This window comes from [Pseudomonas] carboxydohydrogena (genome assembly GCF_029030725.1).
Classification (GTDB): Bacteria; Pseudomonadota; Alphaproteobacteria; order Rhizobiales; family Xanthobacteraceae; genus Afipia; species Afipia carboxydohydrogena.
Map to the genome: position 1 here is coordinate 2721444 of NZ_CP113162.1, position 23598 is coordinate 2745041.

Here is a 23598-nt window from a genome sequence, read left to right on the forward strand (position 1 = left end):
TGGCGAATTGATCAAGCAGCCGCGTTTACGCTTCCAATTTGCGGGTCGAGCACGCCTGCGCGATACCGCCGGGCCATTTCCGCCAACGGAATGACCTTGATCTTCGATGCATGACCCGCCGTTCCGAATTGTTCGAAACGCTCGCGGCACAGGTCGCGCATCGCGTCCATGGCCGGCTTGAGGAATTTCCTCGGATCAAATTCACTTCGTGTCTGCGTCGCGACCTTGCGGAAAACAGCAGCCATCGCGAGCCGGCAATCGGTGTCGATATTGACCTTCCGCACGCCGTGCTTGATGCCGCGAACGATCTCCTCGACCGGAACGCCCCACGTCTGCGGCATCTCGCCGCCGAACTGGTTGAATAGATCCTGCAATGGCTGCGGCACCGACGACGAGCCGTGCATGACCAGATGCGTGTTCGGCAGACGGCGGTGGATTTCCTCCACCACGTTCATCGCGAGGATGTCGCCGTCCGGCTTGCGCGTGAACTTATAGGCTCCATGGGACGTGCCCATCGCGATCGCCAGCGCATCGACCTTGGTGGCGCGGACGAAGTCCACCGCCTGATCCGGATCGGTCAGCAGCTGGTCGTGGCTGATCTCGCCCTCGACGCCGTGGCCGTCTTCCTGTTCGCCGCCGCCGTGCTCCAGCGAACCGAGCACGCCGAGTTCGCCTTCGACCGAAGCGCCGATCCAGTGCGCGATATCGACGACGCGGCGGGTGATGCCGACATTATAATCGTAGTCCGCCGCCGTCTTGCCGTCAGCCTTGAGCGAACCGTCCATCATCACCGACGTGAAGCCGTACTTGATCGCGGTCGCGCAGGTCGCTTCCTCGTTGCCGTGGTCCTGATGCATGCAGAGCGGGATCTGCGGATACATCTCCTCCAGCGCATCGATCATCTTCGACAGCATGATATCGTTGGCATAGCTGCGCGCGCCGCGCGACGCTTGCATGATGACCGGCGCATCGACGGCGGCCGCCGCCTCCATGATCGCCAGGCCCTGCTCCATGTTATTGATGTTGAAAGCCGGCACGCCGTATCCATGCTCGGCGGCGTGATCCAGCAATTGCCTCAGGGTAATGCGCGCCATTTAAACCTCCGTTCCAGAATTCGTTCTCAGGACCTCGACGCCGGGAAGCTCGCGCCCTTCCAGCCATTCGAGGAACGCGCCGCCTGCCGCCGACACATAGCTGAAATCATCTATCGCACCCGATGCGCTGAGCGCCGCGAGCGTGTCACCGCCACCCGCCACGGTCAGAAGCTCCTTGGTCTGGGTGAGCCGCGCAGCCGCGTTCGCCAGGGCGAACGTGCCCTTACCGAAAGGCTCGACCTCGAACGCGCCCAGCGGGCCATTCCACAAGAGCGTCTTGAGCCGCGAAAATTTCTCGGCGACGGCCGCCACCGTGTCGGGACCGATATCGAGGATCATGGAATCCGCGGGAACGTCATCGACGTTCACCGTCGCATGGGCCGCGCCCGGCGCGAACTTGTCGGCAATGACAACATCCGTCGGCAGCACGATGGTGCAGCCATGCTCGCTCGCCTGCTGCAATATCCGTTCCGCGACCGGGCAAAGCTGAGGCTCGCAGATCGAACGGCCGATCTCCTTGCCCCCGGCGTACAGCAACGTGTTCGCCATGCCGCCGCCAACGACGAGGATATCCGTGCGCTTGACGAGGTTTTCCAGGATCGCGAGCTTGGTCGAGATCTTGGCGCCGCCGATCACCGCGCCGATCGGACGGATCGGATTTCCAAGAGCCTTGTCGAGAGCGGCAAGCTCCGCCTCCATGCAACGTCCGGCATAGGACGGAAGCAGCCGCGCAATTCCCTCGGTCGAGGCGTGCGCGCGGTGGGACACCGAGAACGCATCGTTGACGAAAATATCCCCAAGATTGGCCAGCCTGCGCGCGAAAGCGGGATCATTGGCTTCCTCGCCCGGATGAAAACGGGTGTTCTCCATGAGGACGATCTCGCCAATCCGGCCAAACCGCGAAACAGGGACGGAATCCGTCCAATCCGTTGACACGAACCGCACCGGACGTCCCGCGAGCGCTTCCAGCGGCCCGCGCAGGGGTTCCAGCGAAAATTCCGCGACGGGCTTTCCATCCGGCCGTCCGAAATGGGACAGCACGACCACGGAGGCACCCTTCTCCGCCAACTCATTCAGCGTCGGGACCAGACACCTGATCCGCGTATCGTCCGAGACCATCCCGCGGTTCATCGGAACGTTGAGATCGGCCCGCACGACAACCCGCTTGCCGGCGAGGTCGAGACCATCGAGGGTGCGAAGATCGGCCATTACACCAGAGCTCCCAGCGCGGCAGCGGTGTCGCTCATGCGGTTCGAGAAACCCCATTCGTTGTCGTACCAGGACATCACGCGCACGAGGTCGCCCTCGATCACCTTGGTCTGGTCGAGCGCCACGGTCGAGGAATGCGGATCGTGGTTGAGGTCGGACGAGACGAGTTTCTCATCCGTGCAGGTCAGGATGCCCTTGAGCGGACCAGCGGCCGCGGCCTGGATCGCCGCGTTGACCTCGTCGATCGTGGTCTTGCGCTTGGCGACGAATTTGAAATCGACCACCGAGACGTTCGGGGTCGGCACCCGGATCGCGACGCCATCGAGCTTCCCCTTCAACTCAGGCAACACGAGGCCGACCGCCTTGGCCGCGCCGGTCGAAGTCGGAATCTGCGACAGAGCCGCGCCGCGAGCGCGATATTGATCCTTGTGCATGGTGTCGAGCGTCGGCTGGTCGCCCGTATAGGAATGGATCGTCGTCATGAAGCCCTTCTCGATGCCGAAGGCGTCGTTGAGCACCTTGGCGACCGGGGCGAGGCAGTTCGTCGTGCAGGAGGCGTTGGAAACGACCATATGCTTCCTGTCGAGAAGCCGGTCATTGACACCGTAAACGATCGTGATGTCGCTGCCGTCAGCGGGCGCCGAGACGAGAACGCGCTTCGCACCGGCGGTCAGATGCGCGGAAGCCTTCTCCTTCGACGTGAAAATTCCGGTGCACTCCATCGCGACATCGACACCGAGCTCCTTGTGCGGAAGCTGTGCGGGGTCCTTGATCGCCGTCGCCCTGATCTTCTGGCCATTGACGACGATGCAATCGCCATCGACCTTCACCTCGGCCGGAAAACGGCCATGCACGGAGTCATAGCGAAGCAAATGCGCATTCGTCTCGACCGGACCGAGATCGTTGACCGCGACCACAACAATATCCGACCGTCCGGATTCGACGATGGAACGCAGTACGTTGCGGCCAATCCGGCCAAATCCGTTGATCGCTACCCGAACCGGCATCAGTGTCCTCTCCCCTTGCCCGCAATCGCGCGACGCGCCGCATCCGCGACCGCCGACGGCGTGATGTTGAATTCGCGATACAGCACGCTCGCGGGAGCCGAGGCTCCAAAGCCGGTCATGCCGATGAATTCGCCCGTATCCCCGACCCAGCGGGACCAGTCGCCCTGAATGGCCGCCTCGATTCCGATGCGGGGCGCGGTGCCGAGAACAGACGCGCGATATTTTTCAGGCTGCTCCAGAAACAGCTCGAAGCATGGCGCCGAAACCACCGCGGCCCGAATATTTTCCGCGGCCAGAAGGCGGCTCGCCTCCAGCGCGATCGTGACTTCCGATCCGGTCGCAATCAGCGTGACGTCGCGTCCGCCCTGCGGCTCGGTGACGACATAGGCGCCGAGGGCCACCTTGTTTTGTCCGTCGGCGTCGTCGCGGAATGCAGGCAGCGCCTGACGCGAGAGGCACAGCACCGACGGACGGGTCTGCGCATCCACCGCGCATTGCCAGGACTCGAGAGTCTCGATCGCATCGGCCGGACGGAACACCAGAAGATTGGGGATCGCGCGAAGTGCGGCGAAATGCTCGACCGGCTGATGGGTCGGACCATCCTCGCCAAGCCCGATCGAATCGTGCGTCATCACATGAATGACGCGAATTCCCATCAACGCGGCCAGCCGGATCGCGGGGCGCGAATAGTCGGCGAAGCTGAGGAACGTCCCGCCATAGGGAATGAAGCCGCCGTGCAGCGCGATGCCGTTCATCGCGGCTGCCATGCCGTGTTCGCGGATGCCGTAGTGAATGTAGCTGCCGTCAAACGCGCCCGCGGCGACGGACTTCTGGCTCTTGGCGTGGGTGAGATTGGAGTGCGTGAGGTCGGCCGACCCGCCGATCAGGGCCGGAAGCGCGGGCGCGATGGCGTCCAGCACCTGTTGCGATGCCTGCCGGCTTGCAATGTTCGGACGCTCGGCGGCAAAGCGGCTCCGCAGCGCATCGACGGCTTTCCGATAGGTCGCGGGTATTTCCGTCTCGCCTTCAAGCGCTTTGGGAACATTCGCTCCCTGCTGGCGGCAGCGATCCGCCCATGCCATGCGCTCTGCGTGCCCGCGCGCGCCGATCGCACGCCATGCGGAAAGAACGGCATTCGGAATTTCAAACGGAGCGTGCGGCCATTTCAGAACCTCACGCGCGGCGGCGATCTGTGCCGCGCCAAGCGGCGCGCCATGCGCCTTCTCCGTGCCTTGCCGTTCGGGCGCGCCGTAACCGATGATCGTGCGGCATGCGATCAGCGACGGACGGCCCGTCTGGCGCTCCTCCTCAATCGCGGTCGCGATCTCGTCGGGGTTGTGGCCATCGATGCGGCGAACCGACCATCCCGAAGCCCTGAAGCGCGCAAGCTGGTCATCCGAGGTGGACAGACTCGTCGCGCCGTCGATCGAAATCTGATTGTCGTCGAACAGGACAATGAGCTTGCTGAGTTTCAGATGCCCGGCAAGCGAGATCGCTTCCTGGCTGATGCCTTCCATCAGACAGCCATCACCCGCGATGACATAAGTATAGTGATCGACAAGAGCATCGCCATGCCGGGCATTCGCAAGCCGCTCGGCAAGCGAGAACCCGACCGCCGTCGCCAGACCCTGCCCCAGCGGTCCCGTCGTCATCTCGACGCCGGAAGTGTGGCCGTATTCCGGGTGGCCCGGCGTCTTCGATCCCCATTGCCGGAAAGCCTTGATCTCATCCAGCGTCACGTCCGCATAGCCCGTGAGATGCAGGATCGCATACAGCAGCATCGAGCCGTGGCCCGCGGAAAGAATGAAGCGGTCGCGATCCGGCCAATTCGGATCGGATGCATCGAACTTGAGAAACCGCGAGAACAGCACGGCCGCGACATCCGCCATGCCCATCGGCATTCCGGGGTGACCCGATGCGGCTTTCTCGACGGCGTCGATCGCAAGAAAGCGGATCGCATTCGCGAGATCGGCCTGGCTGGCGGCCTGCGTGGCCTTCGATTGAAGCTGGACGCTCATCGGCTGTCTCCCGAATTCCCAGGGAAGATGCGGCTGCTCATTTGGCGCCTTTCTTGCGCTCGATCAGTTGCATGATCAGCGGCGTCAAAATCAGTTGCATCGCGAGATCGAGCTTCGAGCCGTGGGCCACGATCGAGTTGGCGCGCGACATGAAACTGTTCGGCAGCATCGAGAGCAGATAGGGGAAATCGATTCCGCGCGGGTTCTTGAAGCGGATGACGATCATCGATTCGTCAGGCGTCGGAATCCAGCGGGCGATGAACGGATTCGACGTATCGACGATCGGCACGCGCTGGAAGTTGATGTCCGTCTCGGCGAACTGCGGGCAGATGTAATGCACATAGTCCGGCATGCGGCGCAGGATGGTGTCGGTCACCGCCTCGGTGGAATAACCGCGGGTGCTGCGGTCGCGATGGAGCTTCTGGATCCATTCGAGGTTGATGACCGGCACGACACCGATCTTGAGATCGGCGTGTTTCGCGACGTTGACCTTGTCGGTCACCACCGCGCCGTGAAGTCCTTCATACATCAGAAGATCGGAATCCGGCGGCAGTTGCGCCCATGAGGTGAACGTGCCCGGCGATCCGCCGTGACGTGCGGCCTCCTCGTCATCGTGAATGTAATGCCGCGTCGTGGCGGTGCCGGTCTCTCCATAATCGCGGAACGCCGCCTCGAGTTCTTCGAAGAGATTGGTCTCGGGGCTGAAATGGCTGAAATGCTTGTTGCCGATCTCAGCCTGCCTGCTGATCTTGTGGCGCATTTCGGCCCGGTTATAGCGATGGAACGCATCGCCCTCGATGTAGACGGCGTTCACCTTCTCCCGGTGAAAAATCTGTTCGAACGTGCGCTTGACCGACGTCGTTCCCGCGCCCGATGAGCCGGTGATCGAAATAATGGGATGCTTTCTGGACATGACTTTTCGCCTCTCGCTCAGACGCGGAAAAAGCCGCGACGCGCAAACAGCGGCGCGTTCGCCAGGCCGATCGGTTCAGGGGCCGCATAAAGATTTTCGATAAACCGCACGTCGTCCGGCGCTCCCATGATCAGGGGAACCCGCTGATGCACCGCCTCAGCCGCAAGATCGAGAATGCGCGCGCGGCCGGTCGATGCCGATCCGCCGGCTTGCTCCATGATGAAGGCAACCGGGTGCGCTTCGTAAATCAGCCTGAGACGCCCCTCGGCATATCCGGGCCGCGCGTCCCCCGGATACAGGAAGACGCCGCCCTTCACCAAAATCCGGTAGGCTTCCGCCACCAGGCAACCCATCCAGCGCATGTTGAAGTTCTTGCCGAACACGCCATCCTCGCCGGCCAGGCACTGGTCGATGAACGCTCCGACCACGGGATCCCAGTGACGGTGGTTCGACGCGTTGATCGCAAACTCGGATGTATCGGGAAGGATCCGCACGCGGCGACGGGCGAGCTTGAATTCTCCGTCGGCCCGGTCGAGCGCGAAGATGTCGACTCCGTCGCCCAGGGTCAGAACCAGCGAGGTCTGCGGGCCGTACACCACGAAACCTGCCGCGATCTGGGCGGAACCGCTCTGCTTGAATGTGGCGCTCACATCCTTCGCCACCGGCATGATCGAAAAGATCGTGCCGACGATCATGTTGACTTCGATATTGGAGGAACCATCGAGCGGGTCGAATGCGACGCCTATCGTGGAAGATGGATTGATGATCTCGACCCCGTCGGCTTCCTCGGATGCGAGCACCGCAACCTGCGCCGCCGTCAGCGCGCTGCGGATCAGCGTGTCCGCGCGAACATCGAGCTCTTTCTGGACATCGCCGCCCGCGTTCGTGCCGCGCACCGCCGCGGCCGAGGCGGCCTGATCTCCATTGGCGGTGAGATAACTGATCTGGATACAAGCGCTCGCGATCGCGTCGATCGCGGCGGCCACATGCAACGCGGAAGCCCCCGTCTCCGAGTATCGCTCGAGATACTCATGCAAAGATTGGCGTTCGCCCATATCGTCTCCCCTCATTGGTGCCCGGTTCCCGCCCGGTTCTTTTCTTTATTCTTTTTGTTCCTTCGATATTGACCGCAACTGCAAAATAAGAGAAATTTTAAAATATTATATATCTGAAAGATTTTTGTTATGCCGGCAGGGCTACGAAACATAACGATCCGGCAATTACGGGCGCTGGCGGCGCTGGCGGAAAGCGGCGGCGTCACGGCCGCTTCCCACAAGCTTGGTCTCACACAGCCTGCCGTCACCCAGCAGCTTCGCCTCCTCCAGAGCCAGACGACTCTGACGCTGCTTCAGCGGACCGGAGACGGAATGCTGCTGACCGACGCAGGACGCGAAATGCTCGAACTGAGCAGGCGCATCGAGTCCGCCATCAAGGCCTGTCAGGATTCGCTCGATATGATGGCCGGAGCATCGAGAGGGTCCGTCTCGATCGGCGCCGTGAGTACCGCGAAATATATCGTGCCTTACGCCATCGCTGCATTTTCGGAGCATCATCCCAACATCGGCATCAAATTGACGATCGGAAACCGTGAAGAAATTCGCGATGAAATTCGCGGCTACAATCTTGATTTCGCAATCATGGGCAGGGCTCCTGAAGACGTCGATGTGGAATCGCATTTCATCGGGGATCATCCTCACGTCATTGTCGCTTCAAAAAACCACTGGCTGGCGAAGGATGCGGGCCTCGCCGCCGTCGATCTCTCGCACGAGACTTTCCTGACGCGCGAGCCCGGCTCCGGGACCAGAACCCTGATGGAGGCATTCTTCGCCGCCGCGGAGTTGCAGCCGCGCATCGGTATGGAAATGAGCAGCAACGAAACGATCAAGCAGGCGGTTATCGCCGGATTGGGCATTGCGTTCATCTCCGCCCACACCGTCGCCGCCGAACTTGAGCAGGGCCGCATGGTGATTCTTGACGTCGGGGGCCTGCCCTTGGTTCGCCAATGGTTCGTGGTGCGGCGGCGGGACAAGGTGTTGCTGCCACCGGCCCGGGCGTTGCTGGACTTTCTAGGCTCCGAAGGCGCGAAATTTCTCCCGGCCTTGCCGAAATATTCCAAGCCTTGAAGACACTCCCGCCCGGATCGTCCGACTCTGCCGAGACCACCGGACGGCATTAGAACCTCCCTGCAAGCGTCAGGCGGATCGCCAGCGGCTCGATCGGATGCAACACACGATCCATGACGCCCGTGGAGCAGACCGCCGCCGGCAGGGATGAACCGGAACCGCACATCGCGAACAGATTGTCGGTCTTCAGCAACGAGCCGTAAGCATAGGTGATCTGGTCCGCCTTGGCGTCGAACAGGTTGATGGCATCGAGCTGGATGCGCCAGCCGTTCTCGAAGCGATAGCCGATCCGCCCGTTGAAAACGCTGGTCGCGGGCGAGCGGAAGGCATTGTCTTCGGTCAGCGGCCGTTCGCCGAGATAACGCCAGCGCAATCCGGTAAACCATCCTGTCGCCTCGCCGAGCGTGATGCCGGCGGATGCGATCAGCGTCGGAGCGCCGGGAACGTAATTACCCGGCGCGTTGCCGATCTGGGCCTCCGGATATCCTGCGAGCGAGGCATACGTATCCGCCTGGTCCTGATCGAAGCCGACAAAACGGGCATGCGACCACGCCACGTCGGTGTCGAGTGTCAGCCAGCTGATCGGCTTGTACTTGTTGGTCCACTCGATGCCGTAACGGCGGCTGGCGCGGCTCGCTTCCGTATCGCCGCCATCGCCCGAGAAGACGATCTCCGAGGCCTGATCCAGCATGAACAGGCTGAAGGTCGAATCGAGACCCGGAATGAGGCGGGTGCGGATGCCCACCTCCGCGCCCTTGGTGCGCACCAGCAGCGGCGAGGCGCTGAGCGGATCGGATGCCGCGTTCGGATCCTGCACGCGATCCACCGGCACCTCGCGAATGGTGCTGCCGCGCGCGTCGTTGCTGTGCATGCCCATGCCCGCGCCGAAGAACAGTTCGGTCTTGTAGAACGGCCCGAACGTCATGCTGAATTTCGGACTGCCGAGCGCGGCGCTGGACTTGCCGGAATTGTTGGCATCGAACAGCGAATTCACCGTCGCGTTGTAGTAATCGCCGCGCCAGCCGAGCGTGGTGCGGAACCAGTCCGTCCAGCGCACGGTGTTCTGGATGTAGGCCGCGACGCTTCCTTCCTTCACTTTGTCGGTGCGGGTATTGGCGAGGAAATTGCGCTGATAGGTCGTGGTCAGCGCGACGTTGATGTCGTCATAGCGCGTCTGCAATCCGATGGTGGTTTCCGACGGCAATCCGGCAAGGCTGCCGACAAAGGTGCGCGATATTGCACCACCGGCCACGACGCGATCGTCATGCTGGTGGAACTGATCGCCCAGCGTCGGATCGCTGAGGTAGTAGGTGAAGTTATTGTAGAGATCGAGCTTGCTCTTGATCACATAGGCATTGGCTTTCCACGATCCGAGATCGTCGGTCTGGGCCACGCGCGTCGAGAGCGAGAAACGGTTTGCGCGGCCGCCGTCGCTGGGATCCTCGGCATCGAAACGGCCCAGCAATCCGCTGGTGATGGCGCGTAGCGGAATTTGGTCCGTCGAATTCCAGCGGTTGCCGTAAGCCATCGCCGTTGCGGAAAAGCCGTCGGTCGCGGTCCCCTGGGAATAGCGGATCAGGCCATTGAGCTTGCGCACATCATCGGGGTTGCTCCAGGGTCCGTTGTAGAGATTGGCCTCGCCCGCGAACAGCAAATCGCCCGCGCCGGCCTTGACCGAGTTCATGACAAACCCCCGCTTATAACCGAAGCTGCCGAACGTCATTTCCGCGAGGCCGCGATTGACGCGGTCGATCAGATCGAGATTGAGGGCGCCCGCCGAACTGAAATCTCCCTCATCGGCATAGTATGGCCCCTTGCGGACGCGCATGCCGTTCACCGTTTCCGGCATCAGGAAGTTGAGATCGGCGTAGCCCTGCCCGTGTCCGTGGGTGCGCATGTTGACCGGCATGTCGTCGACCGTGATCGCCATATCGGTGCCGTGGTCGAGATTGTAGCCGCGCAGGAAGTACTGGTTGGCCTTTCCTTCTCCGCTGTGCTGGGTGACGATCAGGCCGGGCGCCGCTTCCAGCACCTCGCCGGGCCGCGTGACCGGACGATCGTTGATCTCCTTCCCGGACACCGTTGTCTCGCTCGCCATCGCAGGCGCGGAGGCCGGGCCACCGGCGACATTCGGCGCCCCGGTCAGCGCGGTATTTGCCGGAACCGGCTTGTGATCCGGGTTTCGCACGGGCACGGCGCGGCGCGCGGTGGTACGTTCCGAATGCTGGGCGCGCTTCTTCTTCCGATGGGTATGCGGCGCGGGCATGATCTCGATCTGCGGCAATGTCGATGACACTCCCGGCGCATCAGGATGAGCCGTGGCTGGACACATATCCGCCAGCAGGAAGGCGGTCGCCGCCAGCGGCACAACGCGCGACGTGACCGGGCGTGCCCGAACGGTCCTTCTCACGCCGGGACATTCATCCGCTACTTTACTTGATGTTGCAGACATTCAGCCCTCCCCCTTTTTTGGTTTCCTCATACAGAGAGACGCCGGTCATACCGGCGCGTATAATCCGCGTGGCGTTGCGCACAGCGCCTTCGGTTCGGTCTTTGCGATATGAAAAAAATCTAAAATCATCATACCCTCGGAGAAAAAAATGGAGCGCATCACGATCACTCTTGACGACGACCTTCTTGATGAGGTGGATCGCATGATTACGACTCATGGTTATCAGAACCGCTCCGAAGCCATCCGCGATTTCGTGCGCGCGGGGATTCAGCAATCGCGGCGCGATGCCGGACGCAGCGAGAACTGCGTCGCCGCGCTGGTTTACGTCTACGACCACGCCGCGCGCGAACTGTCGAAGCGGCTGGTGGAAAGCTTTCACGGCCATCACGATCTGTCGCTTGCGACGCTGCACGTCCATCTGGACGACGACATGTGCATGGAGGTGACGGCGTTGAGAGGCCCGACCGCGGACGTGCAACATCTTGCCGAACACGTTATCGCCGAACGCGGCGTGCGCTACGGCCGCGTCGTGATGATTCCGGCGAAGCCCGCAGCCAAAGGGCATGGCTCGCACGGACACGGGCATTCCCACTCGCACGACTGACGCCGCGTCCCGTCTTCCACCGCGATGTTTGCGCCGCGCATCAAACATGGGCCAGCACCCTCTCGTAAATCGTGGCCGCGCCGATCCCGACCGTGACGATGCCCACGACCATCTGCAAGGCGCGATTCGCCCAGGTCAGCGAGCGCGCCGACACCGCGATCGGCACGGCGATCACCGCCGACAGCAATCCCATGCCGATCATCGAGCCGACGCCGAACAGCACCAGATAGAGCAAGCCATAGAGCGGGTTCGCAACCTGCGACACGGCGATCACCAGCAGCGCCGCCGACCCCGCCATGCCGTGCACGAGGCCGACCACCAGCGTCCGCCAGCGGAAGCCGTGGCCATGTTCATGCGCGCTGCGCTCGTGCGGCACCGTATCGTCGCGATGGCTGTGCGCGTGGAAATGCGCCGTTCCGCCATGGGCATGACGATGAAAGTGCACCCTGTCGCGCCAGAGTTGCCAGAGCACATAGCTGCCGAGGATGACCAGCATGACGCCAACGGCGAACTCCAGTCGCGAGGCCAGATGCTCAGGGATCACCTGTCCAAGCAGCAGCGCCGCGCCGGCGAATAAAAACAGCGTCACCGTATGGCCCAGCCCCCAGGTCAGGCCATGCTTGACGATCTCGCGCACATTGGCGCGCCGCGCCGCGATGCTCGACACCGCGGCGATATGATCGGCCTCGAGCGCATGATGCATCCCGAGGAGAAATCCCAGACCCAGAATTCCGAACATGCGTCCCCCAACGTCCGCAGAACTACAGCTTCAGATAATTGCCGCGTCGGCGCGGGCCGCCGCAGCCTCCGCCCGCAGCCAGCCGTACCATTCGGCCATGCCCTCGCCGCTGCGCGCCGAGACCTGTAGCACCATGATATCGGGATTGACCTTGCGGGCATTGGCGATGGCCTTCGCCGCATCGAAATCAAGATGAGGCAGAAGATCGGACTTGCTCAGCAGCATCACCCGCGCCGCACGAAACATGTGCGGATATTTCAGCGGCTTGTCCTCGCCCTCCGCGACCGACAGCACCACGACCTTGGCCCGCTCGCCGAGATCGAACAAAGCCGGGCAGACCAGATTGCCGACATTCTCGATCACGACCATCGCGCCGACCGGAGGCTTCAGCGCGGCAAGGCCCTGCGCCACCATGTCCGCTTCGAGATGGCAGCCCATGCCGGTGTTCACCTGCACGGCAGCCGCGCCCGCCGCGCGAATGCGCTTCCCGTCATTGGCGGTCGCTTGATCGCCCTCGACCACATAAAGGCCGATCTCGTTTTTCAGATCGGCAACGGTGCGCTCCAGCAGCGTGGTTTTACCCGCGCCGGGCGAACTGACGAGATTGATGGCGAGGATTTCCCTGCCCGCGAGCCATGCCCGATTCCGGGCCGCCAGCGCATCGTTCTTGGCTAGAACCCGCTCCTCGAGTTCATGGATGTCCGCGGGCTGCGCATGGGCCACATGATCATGATCGTGGGTATGAGGATGATCGTGATCGTGGCTGTGGCGCGTACCATCGGCATGGACATGCTCATGCGCATGATGATGCCCGTCATGATCGTGATGGTGGTGGTGATCATGGTGGTGATCGTGATGATGATCGTGATGATGATCGTGACCGTGGCTATGGCGCGTGCCATCGGCGTGAACATGGTCGTGCGCATGATGGTGCCCGTCATGATCGTGATGATGGTGGTGATCATGGCCATGATCGTGGCTGTGACGCGTGCCGTCGGCATGGACATGCTCATGCGCGTGGCTGTGCCCATCCTGCGCGACAATCGTCTCTTTGCCGGTCTGCAAATCAATCACGGTTGCTTTCGAATCGCCGCCGCATCCGCAATGTCCGCACATCAGACCTTCTCCCGCGTGAGCATCTTTCCCATCAATTCCGCCATGTCCATTCAGCAAATTCTCGGCAATTGCTCGCCGACCAGCATGTCGACGATGCGGCTGCCGCCGAATACCGTTTTCATGATCACCCGCCCCGGTTCGCCGTCGCCCGCATGGCCGATCAGCGCCGCCTTCTCGCCGAGCGGGTGCGCCCGCATCGCCGCCAGCGCCGCCTCAATCTCATCCGGCGGAACCGCGATGACGATCTTGCCTTCATTGGCGAGATAGAGCGGATCGAGTCCCAGTATTTCGCAGACACCGCACACTTCCGGCCGCAGCGGAGTCAGTTCTTCCTCGATGGCGATCGATACATTCGAAGCCTCCGCCAGCTCGTTGAGAACCGTGGCGAGGCCGCCGCGCGTCGCATCGCGAATGAATCGCGTTCCCGGCGCCGCGGTCAGCAATGCCTCGATCAGGCCGTGCAGCGCGGCGCAATCGCTTAGCAGGGATGTATCGAGCGCAAGATCGCCGCGCGCGGCAAGAATGGCCGCACCATGATCGCCCAGCCAGCCGTTGACGAGAATTCCGTCACCGGGGCGCACCTTCGCGACGCTGATGTCGCGCCCCTTCGGGATGACGCCCACGCCGGTGGTGGTGATGAAGAGTTTGTCGGCGGCCCCGCGCTGCACCACCTTGGTGTCGCCGGTGACGATGCTGACGCCTGCGTCCGCCGCCGTTTTCGCCATCGATTGCGCGATGCGGCGCATCATATCGAACGTCATGCCTTCCTCGACGATGACGGCGCACGACAGGTAAAGCGGTCTCGCGCCGCCGACCGCGAGGTCGTTGATGGTGCCGCACACCGCGAGCTTGCCGATGTCGCCGCCGGGAAATTCCAGCGGATCGATCACGAACGAATCCGTGGTGAAGGCCAGCCGGTCACCCAGTTGCGCCAGCGCGGCGAGATCGAACCGCGCCTGATCCTCCAGCGCGGGCGCGGAGGCTCCGGCGAAGGCGGATATAAAGACATCGTCGATCAGATCCTTCATCGCCTTGCCGCCGCCGCCATGGGCAAGCGTCACCGTCGGCACATGGATCTTGCCAAGCGGACGGCGGGGCGGAAGGTTAACGATGTTCATGCCACACCCGTTTTCTGCCGCGTGATGCCGCCATACTGATAATAGGCCGCGCACGCACCCTCGGGCGACACCATCAGCGCACCGAGCGGCGTGGCCGGGGTGCAGGTGGTGCCGAACACCTTGCATTGCCACGGCTTGAGCACGCCCTTGAGCACTTCGCCGCACTGGCAGGATTTCGGATCGGCGATCTTGACGTTCGGGATATCGAATTTCTGCTCCGCATCGAAGCGCGCATAGACGTCGCGGATCTTGACGCCGGAGTGATCGATCGAGCCGAGGCCGCGCCACTCGAAGAATTCACGCAACTCGTAGACCTTGCCGATCGCAGCCAGCGCCGGGTCGTTGCCGTCTTCCGGCACGATGCGGGTGTACTGGTTTTCAACCTCGGCGCGGCCGTCCTGAATCTGCTTGAGCAGCATCCAGATCGATTGCAGCAGATCGAGCGGCTCGAAACCGGCGACCACGACGGGGCGCTTGTAGTAGTCCGCCACGAATTCATAGGGCGCGGTGCCGACCACCATCGAGACATGGCCCGGCCCGAGAAAGCCGTCGAGATGCAGATCGGGGCTATCGAGCACGGCCTTGATCGTCGGCACGATGGTGATGTGGTTGCAGAAAACCGAGAAATTCTTGATGTTCTCCGCCTCGGCCTGCAACAGCGTCAGCGCGGTCGATGGCATCGTGGTCTCGAATCCGAGCGCGAAGAACACCACTTCGTTGTCCGGGTTCTTCCGGGCCAATTGCAGCGCGTCCATCGGCGAGTAGACCATGCGCACGTCAGCGCCCTCGGCCTTCGCCTGCAACAGGCTTTTCTTCGAGCCGGGCACGCGCATCGCATCGCCGAAAGTGGTGAAGATCACGCCGGGATTTTCCGCGATGGCCACGCAATCGTCCACGCGGCCCATCGGCAGCACGCAGACCGGACAGCCCGGCCCATGCACCAGTTCGATGGTCTTCGGCAGCATGGTTTCGATGCCGTAGCGGAAGATCGAATGGGTATGGCCGCCGCACACTTCCATGATGTTCAGCGGTCGCGTCCGCGTGATCTCGATCTCGTCGGCGAGTTTCTCGATCTCGCGGATCAGAATCCTCGCCTTCTCGGCGTCGCGGAACTCATGGGCGAATTTCATTGTGCAGCTCCCTTTCCTGCCGCCGAGCCGCGCTCATCGGCAAGAAGCGTGTGAACCAGATCCCAGAGAATGTGATAGGCCGCGACGTGGCACTCCTGGATGCGATGGATCGAACTCGACGGCACCACGAGGCAGTAATCCACCGCGCCGCAGGTCTTCATCCTGCCGCCGTCGCCGCCGGTGAGGCCGATGGTGACAATGCCCATCTCCTTCGCCTTGACGAAAGCCGCGACCAGATTTTGCGAATTGCCGCTGGTCGAAATTCCGATCAGCCCGTCGCCCTTGCGCCCCTGCCCGATCAGTTGCCGGACAAAGACGTGATCGAATCCGAGATCGTTTCCCACCGCCGAAATCATCGCGAGGTCGGCGACGAGATTGGTCGCGGGCAGCGCGGGACGCCCCGCCGTCACGGGATGCACGAACTCGACCGCGACATGGCTCGCATCGCAGCTCGACCCGCCATTACCCATGGTGAACAAACGGCCATTCTGGCTGTACACGCCCGCCAATGCCTTCGCCGCGCCGACCAGCAACTCGGCCTGCCCGCCGAAAAAGCGCGCGCTGGTGTCACGCGAGTCCGAGGATTTCTCCTGCACCGAATGAAGCAACGCCGCCTGCATCTTCACCGGGTCCTGCGCACTACCATGCAGGAACGGATATAGACCCTTGAGTTCGCTCTGTTTCGACATGGCGTCCTCCTAATGCACGGACAATGTCGTGATCGCTTCGAGTTCGGCCTGCGCCTCGCCAAGCTCGATCAGAATTTTCAGCGTCTCCGCAGCCTGCTGCTCGTCGATCCGGCTCATGGCGAAGCCGACATGGATTAGCACCCAGTCGCCGACACAGGATTGCACCGGATGATCGTCGCTGACGATGCAGGCGATGTTGACCTGGCGCTTGACGCCGCTGACATCGACGGTTGCAAGCCTGCTCTCGGCATCGTCGATCCTGATGATCTGGCCAGGAATCCCGTGGCACATGGTTTAGTGTCCTTTCCGCCGGTCTGCGCCGGTCTCGATCATTTGCGCGGCGGCAACCACAGCCTGGCCCAGCGCGATGCCGCCGTCATTGGCGGGAACGGCGCTGTGAGACAAAACAACAAAGCCGCGCGCCGCGAGATTCCGCGAGGTCTCCTCGAACAAGATCCGGTTCTGAAAGCAGCCACCGGACAGCGCCACAGTGTCGAAGCGCGCGCCGCCGCAATCGCGCCCAGACAGCATCTCCGCCATATCCGCAAGCCCGGCCGCCAGTCCCTTGTGGAATCGCGCCGCAATGACCGGAACCCCGACACCACCGGCGAGATCGGTCAGCAGCGCGCGCCACATCGGCGCGAGATCGAAGACCGCGGGCTTGCGCGGATGCGTAACCAGCCCGAACCGGTAAGCCAGCGCCGGATGCTCGTTACGCAACGTCTTGTCGCAGACGCACGCTTCAAGCCGGGATGCCGCCTCGCCTTCATAAGCCTGGCGCGCGAAGGACAGATCGAGCGCCGCGGCGACGGCATCGAACAGACGCCCGCAAGACGACGCCAGCGGCGCATTCGTGCCGCTCGCCATCATCGCATCGAGCGTCGCGCACGGCTTCGCCGCAAGCAGCGGAGCAAAAGAAACGCCGGAGAAATCATCGACGAATTCACGCTTGCCTATAGCGGCCACAAGATGCGCGTAGAGATTGCGCCACGGCTCGCGCGACGCCTGCGCGCCGCCCGGCATCGCGACGGACGGCAGGCAACCGAGGCGCGTGACGGCGCTGTAATCCCCGAACAGGAATTCACCGCCCCACACCGCGCCGTCGCTGCCGTAGCCGAGACCGTCGAGAACGATGCCCAGCACGGGCGGCGCCTTGCGCGCGCGGCCATTCTCGGCAAGGCAGCTCGCGAGATGCGCATGATGATGCTGCACCTCGACCAGCGGCAACCTCTCCTCGCCGGCACGCTGCCGCGCCAGTTTCGCCGACAGGTAATCAGGATGCAGATCGCAGGCGAACACTTCCGGGCGATGAGCGAATGGGTCGCCGTATAGCGACAGGTTGCGGCGATAGTCGTCGTAGGTCGCGACATCCTCGAGATCGCCCTGATGTTGCGACAGCACGGCGCGGCCTTCGGTCAACAGGCAGAACGTCGCCTTCATCTCGGGACCGAAAGCCAGAATTTCCGACGCTGCCTCGAAACCCGAAGGCAGCGCCAGCGCGGCCGGGGCATGGCCGCGCGCGCGGCGAATGACGCGCATCGTGTTGTCCATCATGCGCACGACCGAATCGTCAACGCGATTGGCAATGATGCGGTCATGTACCAGCGCGTAAGGCGCAATGCCCGCAAGCAGGGTCGCGGCCTCCAAATCATCGGTGACCTGCGGTGCGTCGGAGACATTGCCGCTCGTCATCACCATCGGACGGTCGAATGCCTCGAACAGCACCACATGCAGCGGCGTCGCGGGCAGCATGAATCCGAGCGTGGCATGACCGGGCGCGACCGCCTCGGGAAGTTTTCCCGCGCCGGACGATTTGAGCAGCACGATCGGCGCTTCCCGCGCGCGCAACGCCGCCTCCTCCAGCTCGCCGACCGCGCAATAGCGCCGGATCATATCGAGATCGCGCGCCATCAGTGCGAACGGCTTCGCCTCGCGGCGCTTGAGCCTGCGCAGCCGCGCCACCACCTCGGGCTGCGTCGCATCGCAGGCCAACTGATAACCGCCGAGCCCCTTGATCGCGACGATTTCGCCGAGCGCGATCAGCATCGCGGCGGCCGCGATGTCGTCCACCGCTTGCGGGAACGATGGCACTTCGCCGCCGTCGAAGCGAACAAGGCGCAGCTTCGGACCGCACGCCGGGCAGGCAATCGGCTCGGCATGGAAACGCCGGTCCGACGGGTCGGCATATTCGCCGGTGCAATCGTCGCACATCGGAAAGGCCGCCATCGTCGTGACGGCGCGATCGTAGGGCACGCCATGCACGATGCTCAGGCGCGGCCCGCAATGGGTGCAGTTGGTGAACGGGTAGCGATAACGCCGCGCGCGCGGATCGGATATTTCGGCGACGCAGGCCGGACAAACCGCCGCGTCCGGCGCAATCTCGGTGCGCGCAACGCCCGGCGCGCTCGGCACGATACGGAAGCCGGTATCGATCGCGCCCGCGAACGGCGAGACCTCGATCCTCGAAATCTGCGCGAGCGGTGGCGGGCTGGCCTGCAATTCGGCAACCAGTTGCCCGATCCGTGCATCATCGCCCCGCAGACGGATCAGCACGCCTTCATTGTCGTTACGCACATCGCCGTGAAGGCCGCAGTCTTGCGCCAGCCGCCACACCATGGGACGAAAACCGACGCCCTGCACCCGGCCGCGCACCCGCACTTCGACCGTTCGGACCGTTTCTGAAGGATGCAGGGCCAGTGTCATGGCACGCTCCGCAACGGGGAAGCGCAAGCCTCACATCGCACCACTCCGGAATCTCGAATCTGGATGATCAGCGCGGGCCGCATCACGGAATCAAACCGCACACGGCCACATGCCGCACCGATGGTGCAGATTACGGGTCACGCCTTCCTCCCAACACCTTGATGGGGCATCGTTCAACGGCCCCTTGCAGATTAACCAGCAAACCACGTGCCAAGGATACCGCTCCGGACAATTCTTATTTGTTGGCAAATACTTACAAAGTTCTCCGACTTGCGCCATTCGATAATTGGACTTAATCTAATGAAAATCTGGATTCCAACTGGAAGATGTCCTTCCAGTTCTGACCCTGATTTTCGAATTGAACGCCGCCTGTTTGGCAAGTCGATTTCCAGTTGAAAGGCCGGTTTTCCTGACCCCGGCCGGCGCCATCGCGGCGGTCACGACAACACATCTTATATAGTGGCTGCTGCATATGATGGCTGCCGCCGGCATCGCCCAATCCTGCCGGGGAACGGTGTGCAGCACCCGCAAGATGCGCAAAATCCCGGCGCACTCTCGCCCCGCATGATGCGAGGCGTCCACCCGTCGCAGCGGCGATCGATCCTCTGATCGCGCAAGCCCGCACCTTCTCCATATGATCGCCCTTTGCGCGGGGCCTGTCATCTTCCTATACTTCCGGGATGGGAGAAATTCTGAACACCCTGAACCCGACCTTCTCGGACGCGGCCTGGATCGACGTCATCCGCAAGATGGACGCGACCTATTCGGAATTGCTCAAGTATCAGGTCGAACTCGAGGAAAAGAATTCCGATCTCGAAGGAATGCGCGCCTTCATCGAGTCCGTGCTCGGCTCGATGACCGACATTCTGATCGCCTGCAACCTGCAAAACCAGATCGTACAGACCAACGCCGCCCTGGTCCGCAGCACCGGAATCTCCGCGCAGGCTCTCAGGGGCCTTCGCGTCACCGACCTGTTCGCGAAGGACGACCATGACAAACTCGTCGCCATGCTCAGCGCAGCGGCGACCAAGATGCGCACGCAACGCCTCGAACTCACATTGCAGACGCAGGACACGCCGGAAATCCTCGACATCCACGCCGCACCGCGAACCGATCCGCGCGGCCGCGTCGTCGGCATCGTGCTGATCGGGCGCCCCGTCGGCGAGTTGCGGCGGGCCTATGTCGAACTCAACAGCGCCCACGAGAAGCTCATCCAGGCGCAGGAACAGCTCGTCCACTCGGAGAAGATGGCGTCGCTCGGCCGCCTCGTCTCCGGCGTCGCGCATGAGATCAACAACCCGATCAGTTTCGTTTACGGCAACGCACATGCCCTGGAGCGCTATGTCGGGCGACTCGAAACCTACTTTCAACAGGTACAGAACGGCACGCCGCGCACCGACCTGATCCAGTTGCGCGAAAAGCTGAAGCTCGACAAGGCGGTCGGCAATCTGCGCGAAGCGATCGCGGGCGCGCTCGAAGGCGCGGAGCGCGTGCGCGACATCGTCGAATCGCTGCGCCGCTTTTCGGCAGACGGCCATGGCGAGGCGCAACCGTTCGATCTCGTCGGCATCACGCGCACCGCCCTTGCCTGGGTCATCAAGGGGCATGAGCCCCGCCTGCGCGCCATGCTCTCCACGCCCGAACGCGTGATTGTCGAAGGACGCAGCGGCCATATTCAGCAGGTGCTGATGAACATGATCCAGAACGCCTGCGACAGCATGGAGGGCTGCAAGGAAGGCGTGATCGACATCGACATCAGCGAAGATCTCGATCATGCGGTGTTGAGGATCGGCGACCAGGGATCTGGCATGACGCCGGAGGCCATGCTGCGGATGTTCGATCCCTTCTTCACGACAAAGCCGGTCGGCAAAGGCATTGGCCTTGGTTTGTCCATCAGTTATAGAATCGTCCAGCAGCACGGCGGCACCTTGACGCCGATGAACAAACCGGATGGCGGCGCGATGTTCGAGATGCGATTGCCGCTGCGATGGCGCGGCGTAAGCGAGGCAAAGGCATGAAGCGTCCAGGCCGCACCGTGCTTTGGCTCCAGTCCGGCGGATGCGGCGGCTGCACCATGTCGATGATGTGCGCCGAAAACCCCGGACTGTTCGCCACGCTGGAAAACTTCGGGCTGGATTTCCTCTGGCATCCTTCGCTCAGCGAGGAAAGCGGCACCGAAGTCATCGATATCCTGAACGACATCATCGCCGGCAGACGCACCCTCGACATCCTGTGCTTCGAAGGCTCGGTGCTGCGCGGCCCCAACGGCACCGGCAAGTTTCACATTCTGGCCGGCACGGACCGGCCGATGCTGGAATGGCTGCATCTGATCGCGCCGCTGGCGAACTATGTCGTCGCGGTCGGCACATGCGCGACCTATGGCGGCATCACCGCCGCGGGCAGCAACCCGACCGACGCGACGGGCCTGCAATATGACGGACGCAACGAAGGCGGCGCGCTGGGCGCCGCGTTCCGCAGCCGCAGCGGCCTGCCCGTCATCAATATCGCCGGATGCCCGACCCATCCCAACTGGGTCAGCGAGACGCTGATGCTGCTGTCCGAAGACGCGCTCGCCCTGTCCGATCTCGATACGCTGCGGCGGCCCCGCTTCTATGCCGACCATCTCGTGCATCACGGCTGCTCGCGCAACGAATATTACGAATACAAGGCCAGCGCCGAGTCCCTGTCCGAGATCGGCTGCATGATGGAAAATCTCGGCTGCGTCGGCACGCAGGCTCATGGCGACTGCAACACCCGCGCATGGAACGGCGAAGGCTCCTGCACGCGCGGCGGCTATCCCTGCATCAACTGCACCGCACCCGAATTCGAGGAGCCGGGCCATGTTTTCACCGAAACGCCCAAGATCGGCGGCATCCCCATCGGCCTGCCAACCGACATGCCGAAAGCCTGGTTCATCGCCCTCGCATCGCTGTCCAAAGCGGCGACGCCTCCGCGCCTGCGCCGGAACGCGACGGCGGATCACATCGTCGCGCCGCCCGCCGACCGTAACACGAACCTCAAATGAGCGAGGAAACGCGGCGTATCATTGCGGGACCCTTCAATCGCGTCGAAGGCGATCTTGAAATCCGGCTCGACATCAATGGCGCGGCGGTACGCGAAGCCTATGTCAACTCGCCGCTGTTCCGCGGGTTCGAGCGCATCCTCGAAGGGAAAAATCCGCGCGACGCGCTGACCATCGTTCCGCGCATCTGCGGCATCTGCTCGGTCTCGCAATCCATGGCGGCCGCGCATGCGCTCGCGGCGGCGGAAGGCATCACGCCGCCGCCCAACGGCGAGCGCATCGCCGCGATCATTCACGCGGCGGAAAATATCGCCGATCACCTCACCCACTTTCATATCTTCTTCATGGCCGATTTTGCCCGCGCGATTTACGCGGGCGAACCCTGGTACGGCATGGCCTTCGACCAGTTCCGCGCCAAGAACGGATCGGCCGTGCAGGACGCGATGAATGCGCGCGCGAGCCTGCTGCACATCATGGGGCTGCTCGCGGGGAAATGGCCGCACACGCTTTCGGTGCAGCCCGGTGGCGCCACCAAGGCCCCCGACCTGCGCGACCGCGTTCGCCTGCTCGCGATCATCCGCCAGTTTCGCGACTGGATCGAGAAAAGCATTTTCGCGGCTCCGGTCGAGCGCATTCTCGCGATCGACAATCTCGAAGCGCTGCGCGCCTATCATGCCGAAGCGCCGCAACACGGCAGCCTGCGCCTGTTCCTGACGATCTGCGACGCACTTGAACTCGGCGCGATGGGTCCCGGCCCGAAGCGTTTCATGAGCTACGGCGCCTATTCCGTCGAAGGCCGGCATCTGCTTCCATCAGGCATCTGGCTGGATGGCACGGCCTTGCCGGTCGATACCGGACTGATCACAGAGGATCTGACCAGTGCGTGGATGAACGGCGAGACCGCGCATCCGTTCGAGGGCCGCACGCTGCCGGACGAGGCGATGGCCAGCGGTTACAGCTGGTGCAAGGCGCCGCGCATGGCGGGCCAGACCGTGGAAGTCGGCGCCTTCGCCCGCATGCTGATTTCAGGCCATCCGCTCGCGGCCACCCTGCTGCATGACGGCGCGGCGAATGTCCGCGCCCGCGTCGTCGGGCGGCTGTTCGAGATCGCATCGACCGTGCTGGCGATGGAGCAATGGGCTGCCGAGATCGTGCCCGGGGAGCCGGCGATGGTTCACGGCCGTCTCCCGCAATCGGCGCGGGTCGAGGGATTGACCGAAGCGGCGCGTGGTTCGCTCGGACACTGGCTGGTGGTGGAGAAAGGGCGCATCGCCTCCTATCAGATCATCGCCCCGACCACGTGGAATTTCTCGCCGCGCGACGCCATCGGCACGCCCGGCCCGGTCGAACTCGCGCTGCGCGGTGCACCGGTGCGTCAAGGAGAGGAAACACCGGTCTCGGTGCAGCATATCGTCCGCTCCTTCGATCCCTGCATGGTCTGCACCGTCCATTGATCCCGGCGCAGGACGCGGGCTTCCCACCTCTGTGGAAACTGGCAAGCTGGCTTCCAGCCGGGACCGCTGTATGGAAGTCGCGCGACATCGCCCTGCGCCGGTGTTTTCAACCAATACCTTGATCTCAAAGCGATAAATCGCTTGGCAAGACACTTGCTTCTCCTGACCCACGAACTGCGGGAGGCAGTTCGCGGTTTTCGCGGAGAA

19 protein-coding genes are annotated in these 23598 nt (G+C 62.9%); 5 read left to right on the forward strand and 14 right to left on the reverse strand.

All coding sequences use genetic code 11. The annotated features are described in order from the left end of the window. Positions 1-11 precede the first annotated feature (11 nt). Genes fba through AFIC_RS13180 form a run of 6 tightly spaced genes read right to left on the reverse strand, consistent with a single transcriptional unit; the run spans position 12 to position 7296 of the window. On the reverse strand, positions 12-1094 hold the full coding sequence (gene fba, locus AFIC_RS13155; protein WP_275246679.1) for a class II fructose-bisphosphate aldolase: 1083 nt from the start codon (positions 1092-1094) through the stop codon (positions 12-14). Continuing rightward, complete coding sequence (locus tag AFIC_RS13160) at positions 1095-2303, reverse strand: phosphoglycerate kinase (RefSeq protein WP_275246680.1); 1209 nt, start codon at positions 2301-2303, stop codon at positions 1095-1097. Next, positions 2303-3310: a type I glyceraldehyde-3-phosphate dehydrogenase gene (gene gap / locus AFIC_RS13165; RefSeq protein WP_275246681.1), complete on the reverse strand. Its 1008-nt coding sequence runs from the start codon at positions 3308-3310 to the stop codon at positions 2303-2305. Before gap ends, AFIC_RS13160 begins: the two co-directional genes overlap by 1 nt. Further along, positions 3310-5328: a transketolase gene (tkt, locus tag AFIC_RS13170; protein ID WP_275246682.1), complete on the reverse strand. Its 2019-nt coding sequence runs from the start codon at positions 5326-5328 to the stop codon at positions 3310-3312. Before tkt ends, gap begins: the two co-directional genes overlap by 1 nt. Positions 5329-5365: 37 nt before the next feature. Further along, positions 5366-6241: a phosphoribulokinase gene (locus AFIC_RS13175; RefSeq protein ID WP_275246683.1), complete on the reverse strand. Its 876-nt coding sequence runs from the start codon at positions 6239-6241 to the stop codon at positions 5366-5368. Positions 6242-6258: 17 nt separating this feature from the next. Beyond that, positions 6259-7296 carry a class 1 fructose-bisphosphatase gene (locus AFIC_RS13180; protein ID WP_275246684.1) on the reverse strand — a complete coding sequence of 346 codons (1038 nt, stop codon included), beginning with the start codon at positions 7294-7296 and terminating at the stop codon, positions 6259-6261. Between the two features lie 129 nt (positions 7297-7425). Between AFIC_RS13180 and AFIC_RS13185 the strand changes: the two genes are divergently transcribed. Next, positions 7426-8364 carry a LysR family transcriptional regulator gene (locus AFIC_RS13185; protein ID WP_275246685.1) on the forward strand — a complete coding sequence of 313 codons (939 nt, stop codon included), beginning with the start codon at positions 7426-7428 and terminating at the stop codon, positions 8362-8364. Between the two features lie 49 nt (positions 8365-8413). Here the strand turns inward: AFIC_RS13185 and AFIC_RS13190 are convergent, their stop codons facing one another. Next, complete coding sequence (locus tag AFIC_RS13190) at positions 8414-10696, reverse strand: TonB-dependent receptor (RefSeq protein WP_275248730.1); 2283 nt, start codon at positions 10694-10696, stop codon at positions 8414-8416. Positions 10697-10964: 268 nt separating this feature from the next. Here AFIC_RS13190 and nikR point away from each other — a divergent pair, with 268 nt between their 5' ends. Further along, positions 10965-11420 (forward strand): nickel-responsive transcriptional regulator NikR, encoded by a 456-nt coding sequence (gene nikR / locus AFIC_RS13195; RefSeq protein WP_275246686.1) that lies wholly within the window; start codon positions 10965-10967, stop codon positions 11418-11420. Between the two features lie 40 nt (positions 11421-11460). Here nikR and AFIC_RS13200 read toward each other — a convergent pair whose 3' ends face one another. The 7 genes from AFIC_RS13200 to hypF are packed head-to-tail and all read right to left on the reverse strand — an operon-like array spanning position 11461 to position 18915. Then, the gene (locus tag AFIC_RS13200) at positions 11461-12159 is read right to left on the reverse strand and encodes a HoxN/HupN/NixA family nickel/cobalt transporter (protein ID WP_275246687.1); all 699 of its coding nucleotides are present in this window, start codon (positions 12157-12159) and stop codon (positions 11461-11463) included. Positions 12160-12189: 30 nt separating this feature from the next. Further along, on the reverse strand, positions 12190-13275 hold the full coding sequence (gene hypB / locus AFIC_RS13205) for a hydrogenase nickel incorporation protein HypB (protein ID WP_275246688.1): 1086 nt from the start codon (positions 13273-13275) through the stop codon (positions 12190-12192). A gap of 50 nt (positions 13276-13325) precedes the next feature. Beyond that, positions 13326-14393, reverse strand: coding sequence for a hydrogenase expression/formation protein HypE (hypE, locus tag AFIC_RS13210; protein ID WP_275246689.1), 1068 nt, complete (start codon positions 14391-14393; stop codon positions 13326-13328). Then, entirely contained in the window at positions 14390-15523 is a 1134-nt protein-coding gene (gene hypD / locus AFIC_RS13215; RefSeq protein WP_275246690.1) for a hydrogenase formation protein HypD, read from the reverse strand. Before hypD ends, hypE begins: the two co-directional genes overlap by 4 nt. Further along, complete coding sequence (locus AFIC_RS13220; RefSeq protein ID WP_275246691.1) at positions 15520-16212, reverse strand: D-sedoheptulose-7-phosphate isomerase; 693 nt, start codon at positions 16210-16212, stop codon at positions 15520-15522. The genes hypD and AFIC_RS13220 overlap by 4 nt, the downstream gene beginning before the upstream one ends. Before the next feature lie 9 nt (positions 16213-16221). Further along, a complete protein-coding gene (locus tag AFIC_RS13225) occupies positions 16222-16503 on the reverse strand; it encodes a HypC/HybG/HupF family hydrogenase formation chaperone (protein WP_275246692.1) in 282 nt (93 codons plus the stop codon). Positions 16504-16506: 3 nt separating this feature from the next. Next, positions 16507-18915 (reverse strand): carbamoyltransferase HypF, encoded by a 2409-nt coding sequence (gene hypF, locus AFIC_RS13230; protein WP_275246693.1) that lies wholly within the window; start codon positions 18913-18915, stop codon positions 16507-16509. Between the two features lie 680 nt (positions 18916-19595). On the opposite strand from hypF, the gene AFIC_RS13235 reads away from it, so the two are divergent. From AFIC_RS13235 to AFIC_RS13245, 3 genes are read left to right on the forward strand one after another with little or no spacing between them, the layout of a single operon-like run. After that, entirely contained in the window at positions 19596-20933 is a 1338-nt protein-coding gene (locus tag AFIC_RS13235; protein ID WP_275246694.1) for a sensor histidine kinase, read from the forward strand. Continuing rightward, the gene (locus AFIC_RS13240; RefSeq protein WP_275246695.1) at positions 20930-21940 is read left to right on the forward strand and encodes an NADH-quinone oxidoreductase subunit B family protein; all 1011 of its coding nucleotides are present in this window, start codon (positions 20930-20932) and stop codon (positions 21938-21940) included. The genes AFIC_RS13235 and AFIC_RS13240 overlap by 4 nt, the downstream gene beginning before the upstream one ends. Next, complete coding sequence (locus AFIC_RS13245) at positions 21937-23391, forward strand: nickel-dependent hydrogenase large subunit (protein WP_275246696.1); 1455 nt, start codon at positions 21937-21939, stop codon at positions 23389-23391. The genes AFIC_RS13240 and AFIC_RS13245 overlap by 4 nt, the downstream gene beginning before the upstream one ends. Positions 23392-23598: the final 207 nt, after the last annotated feature.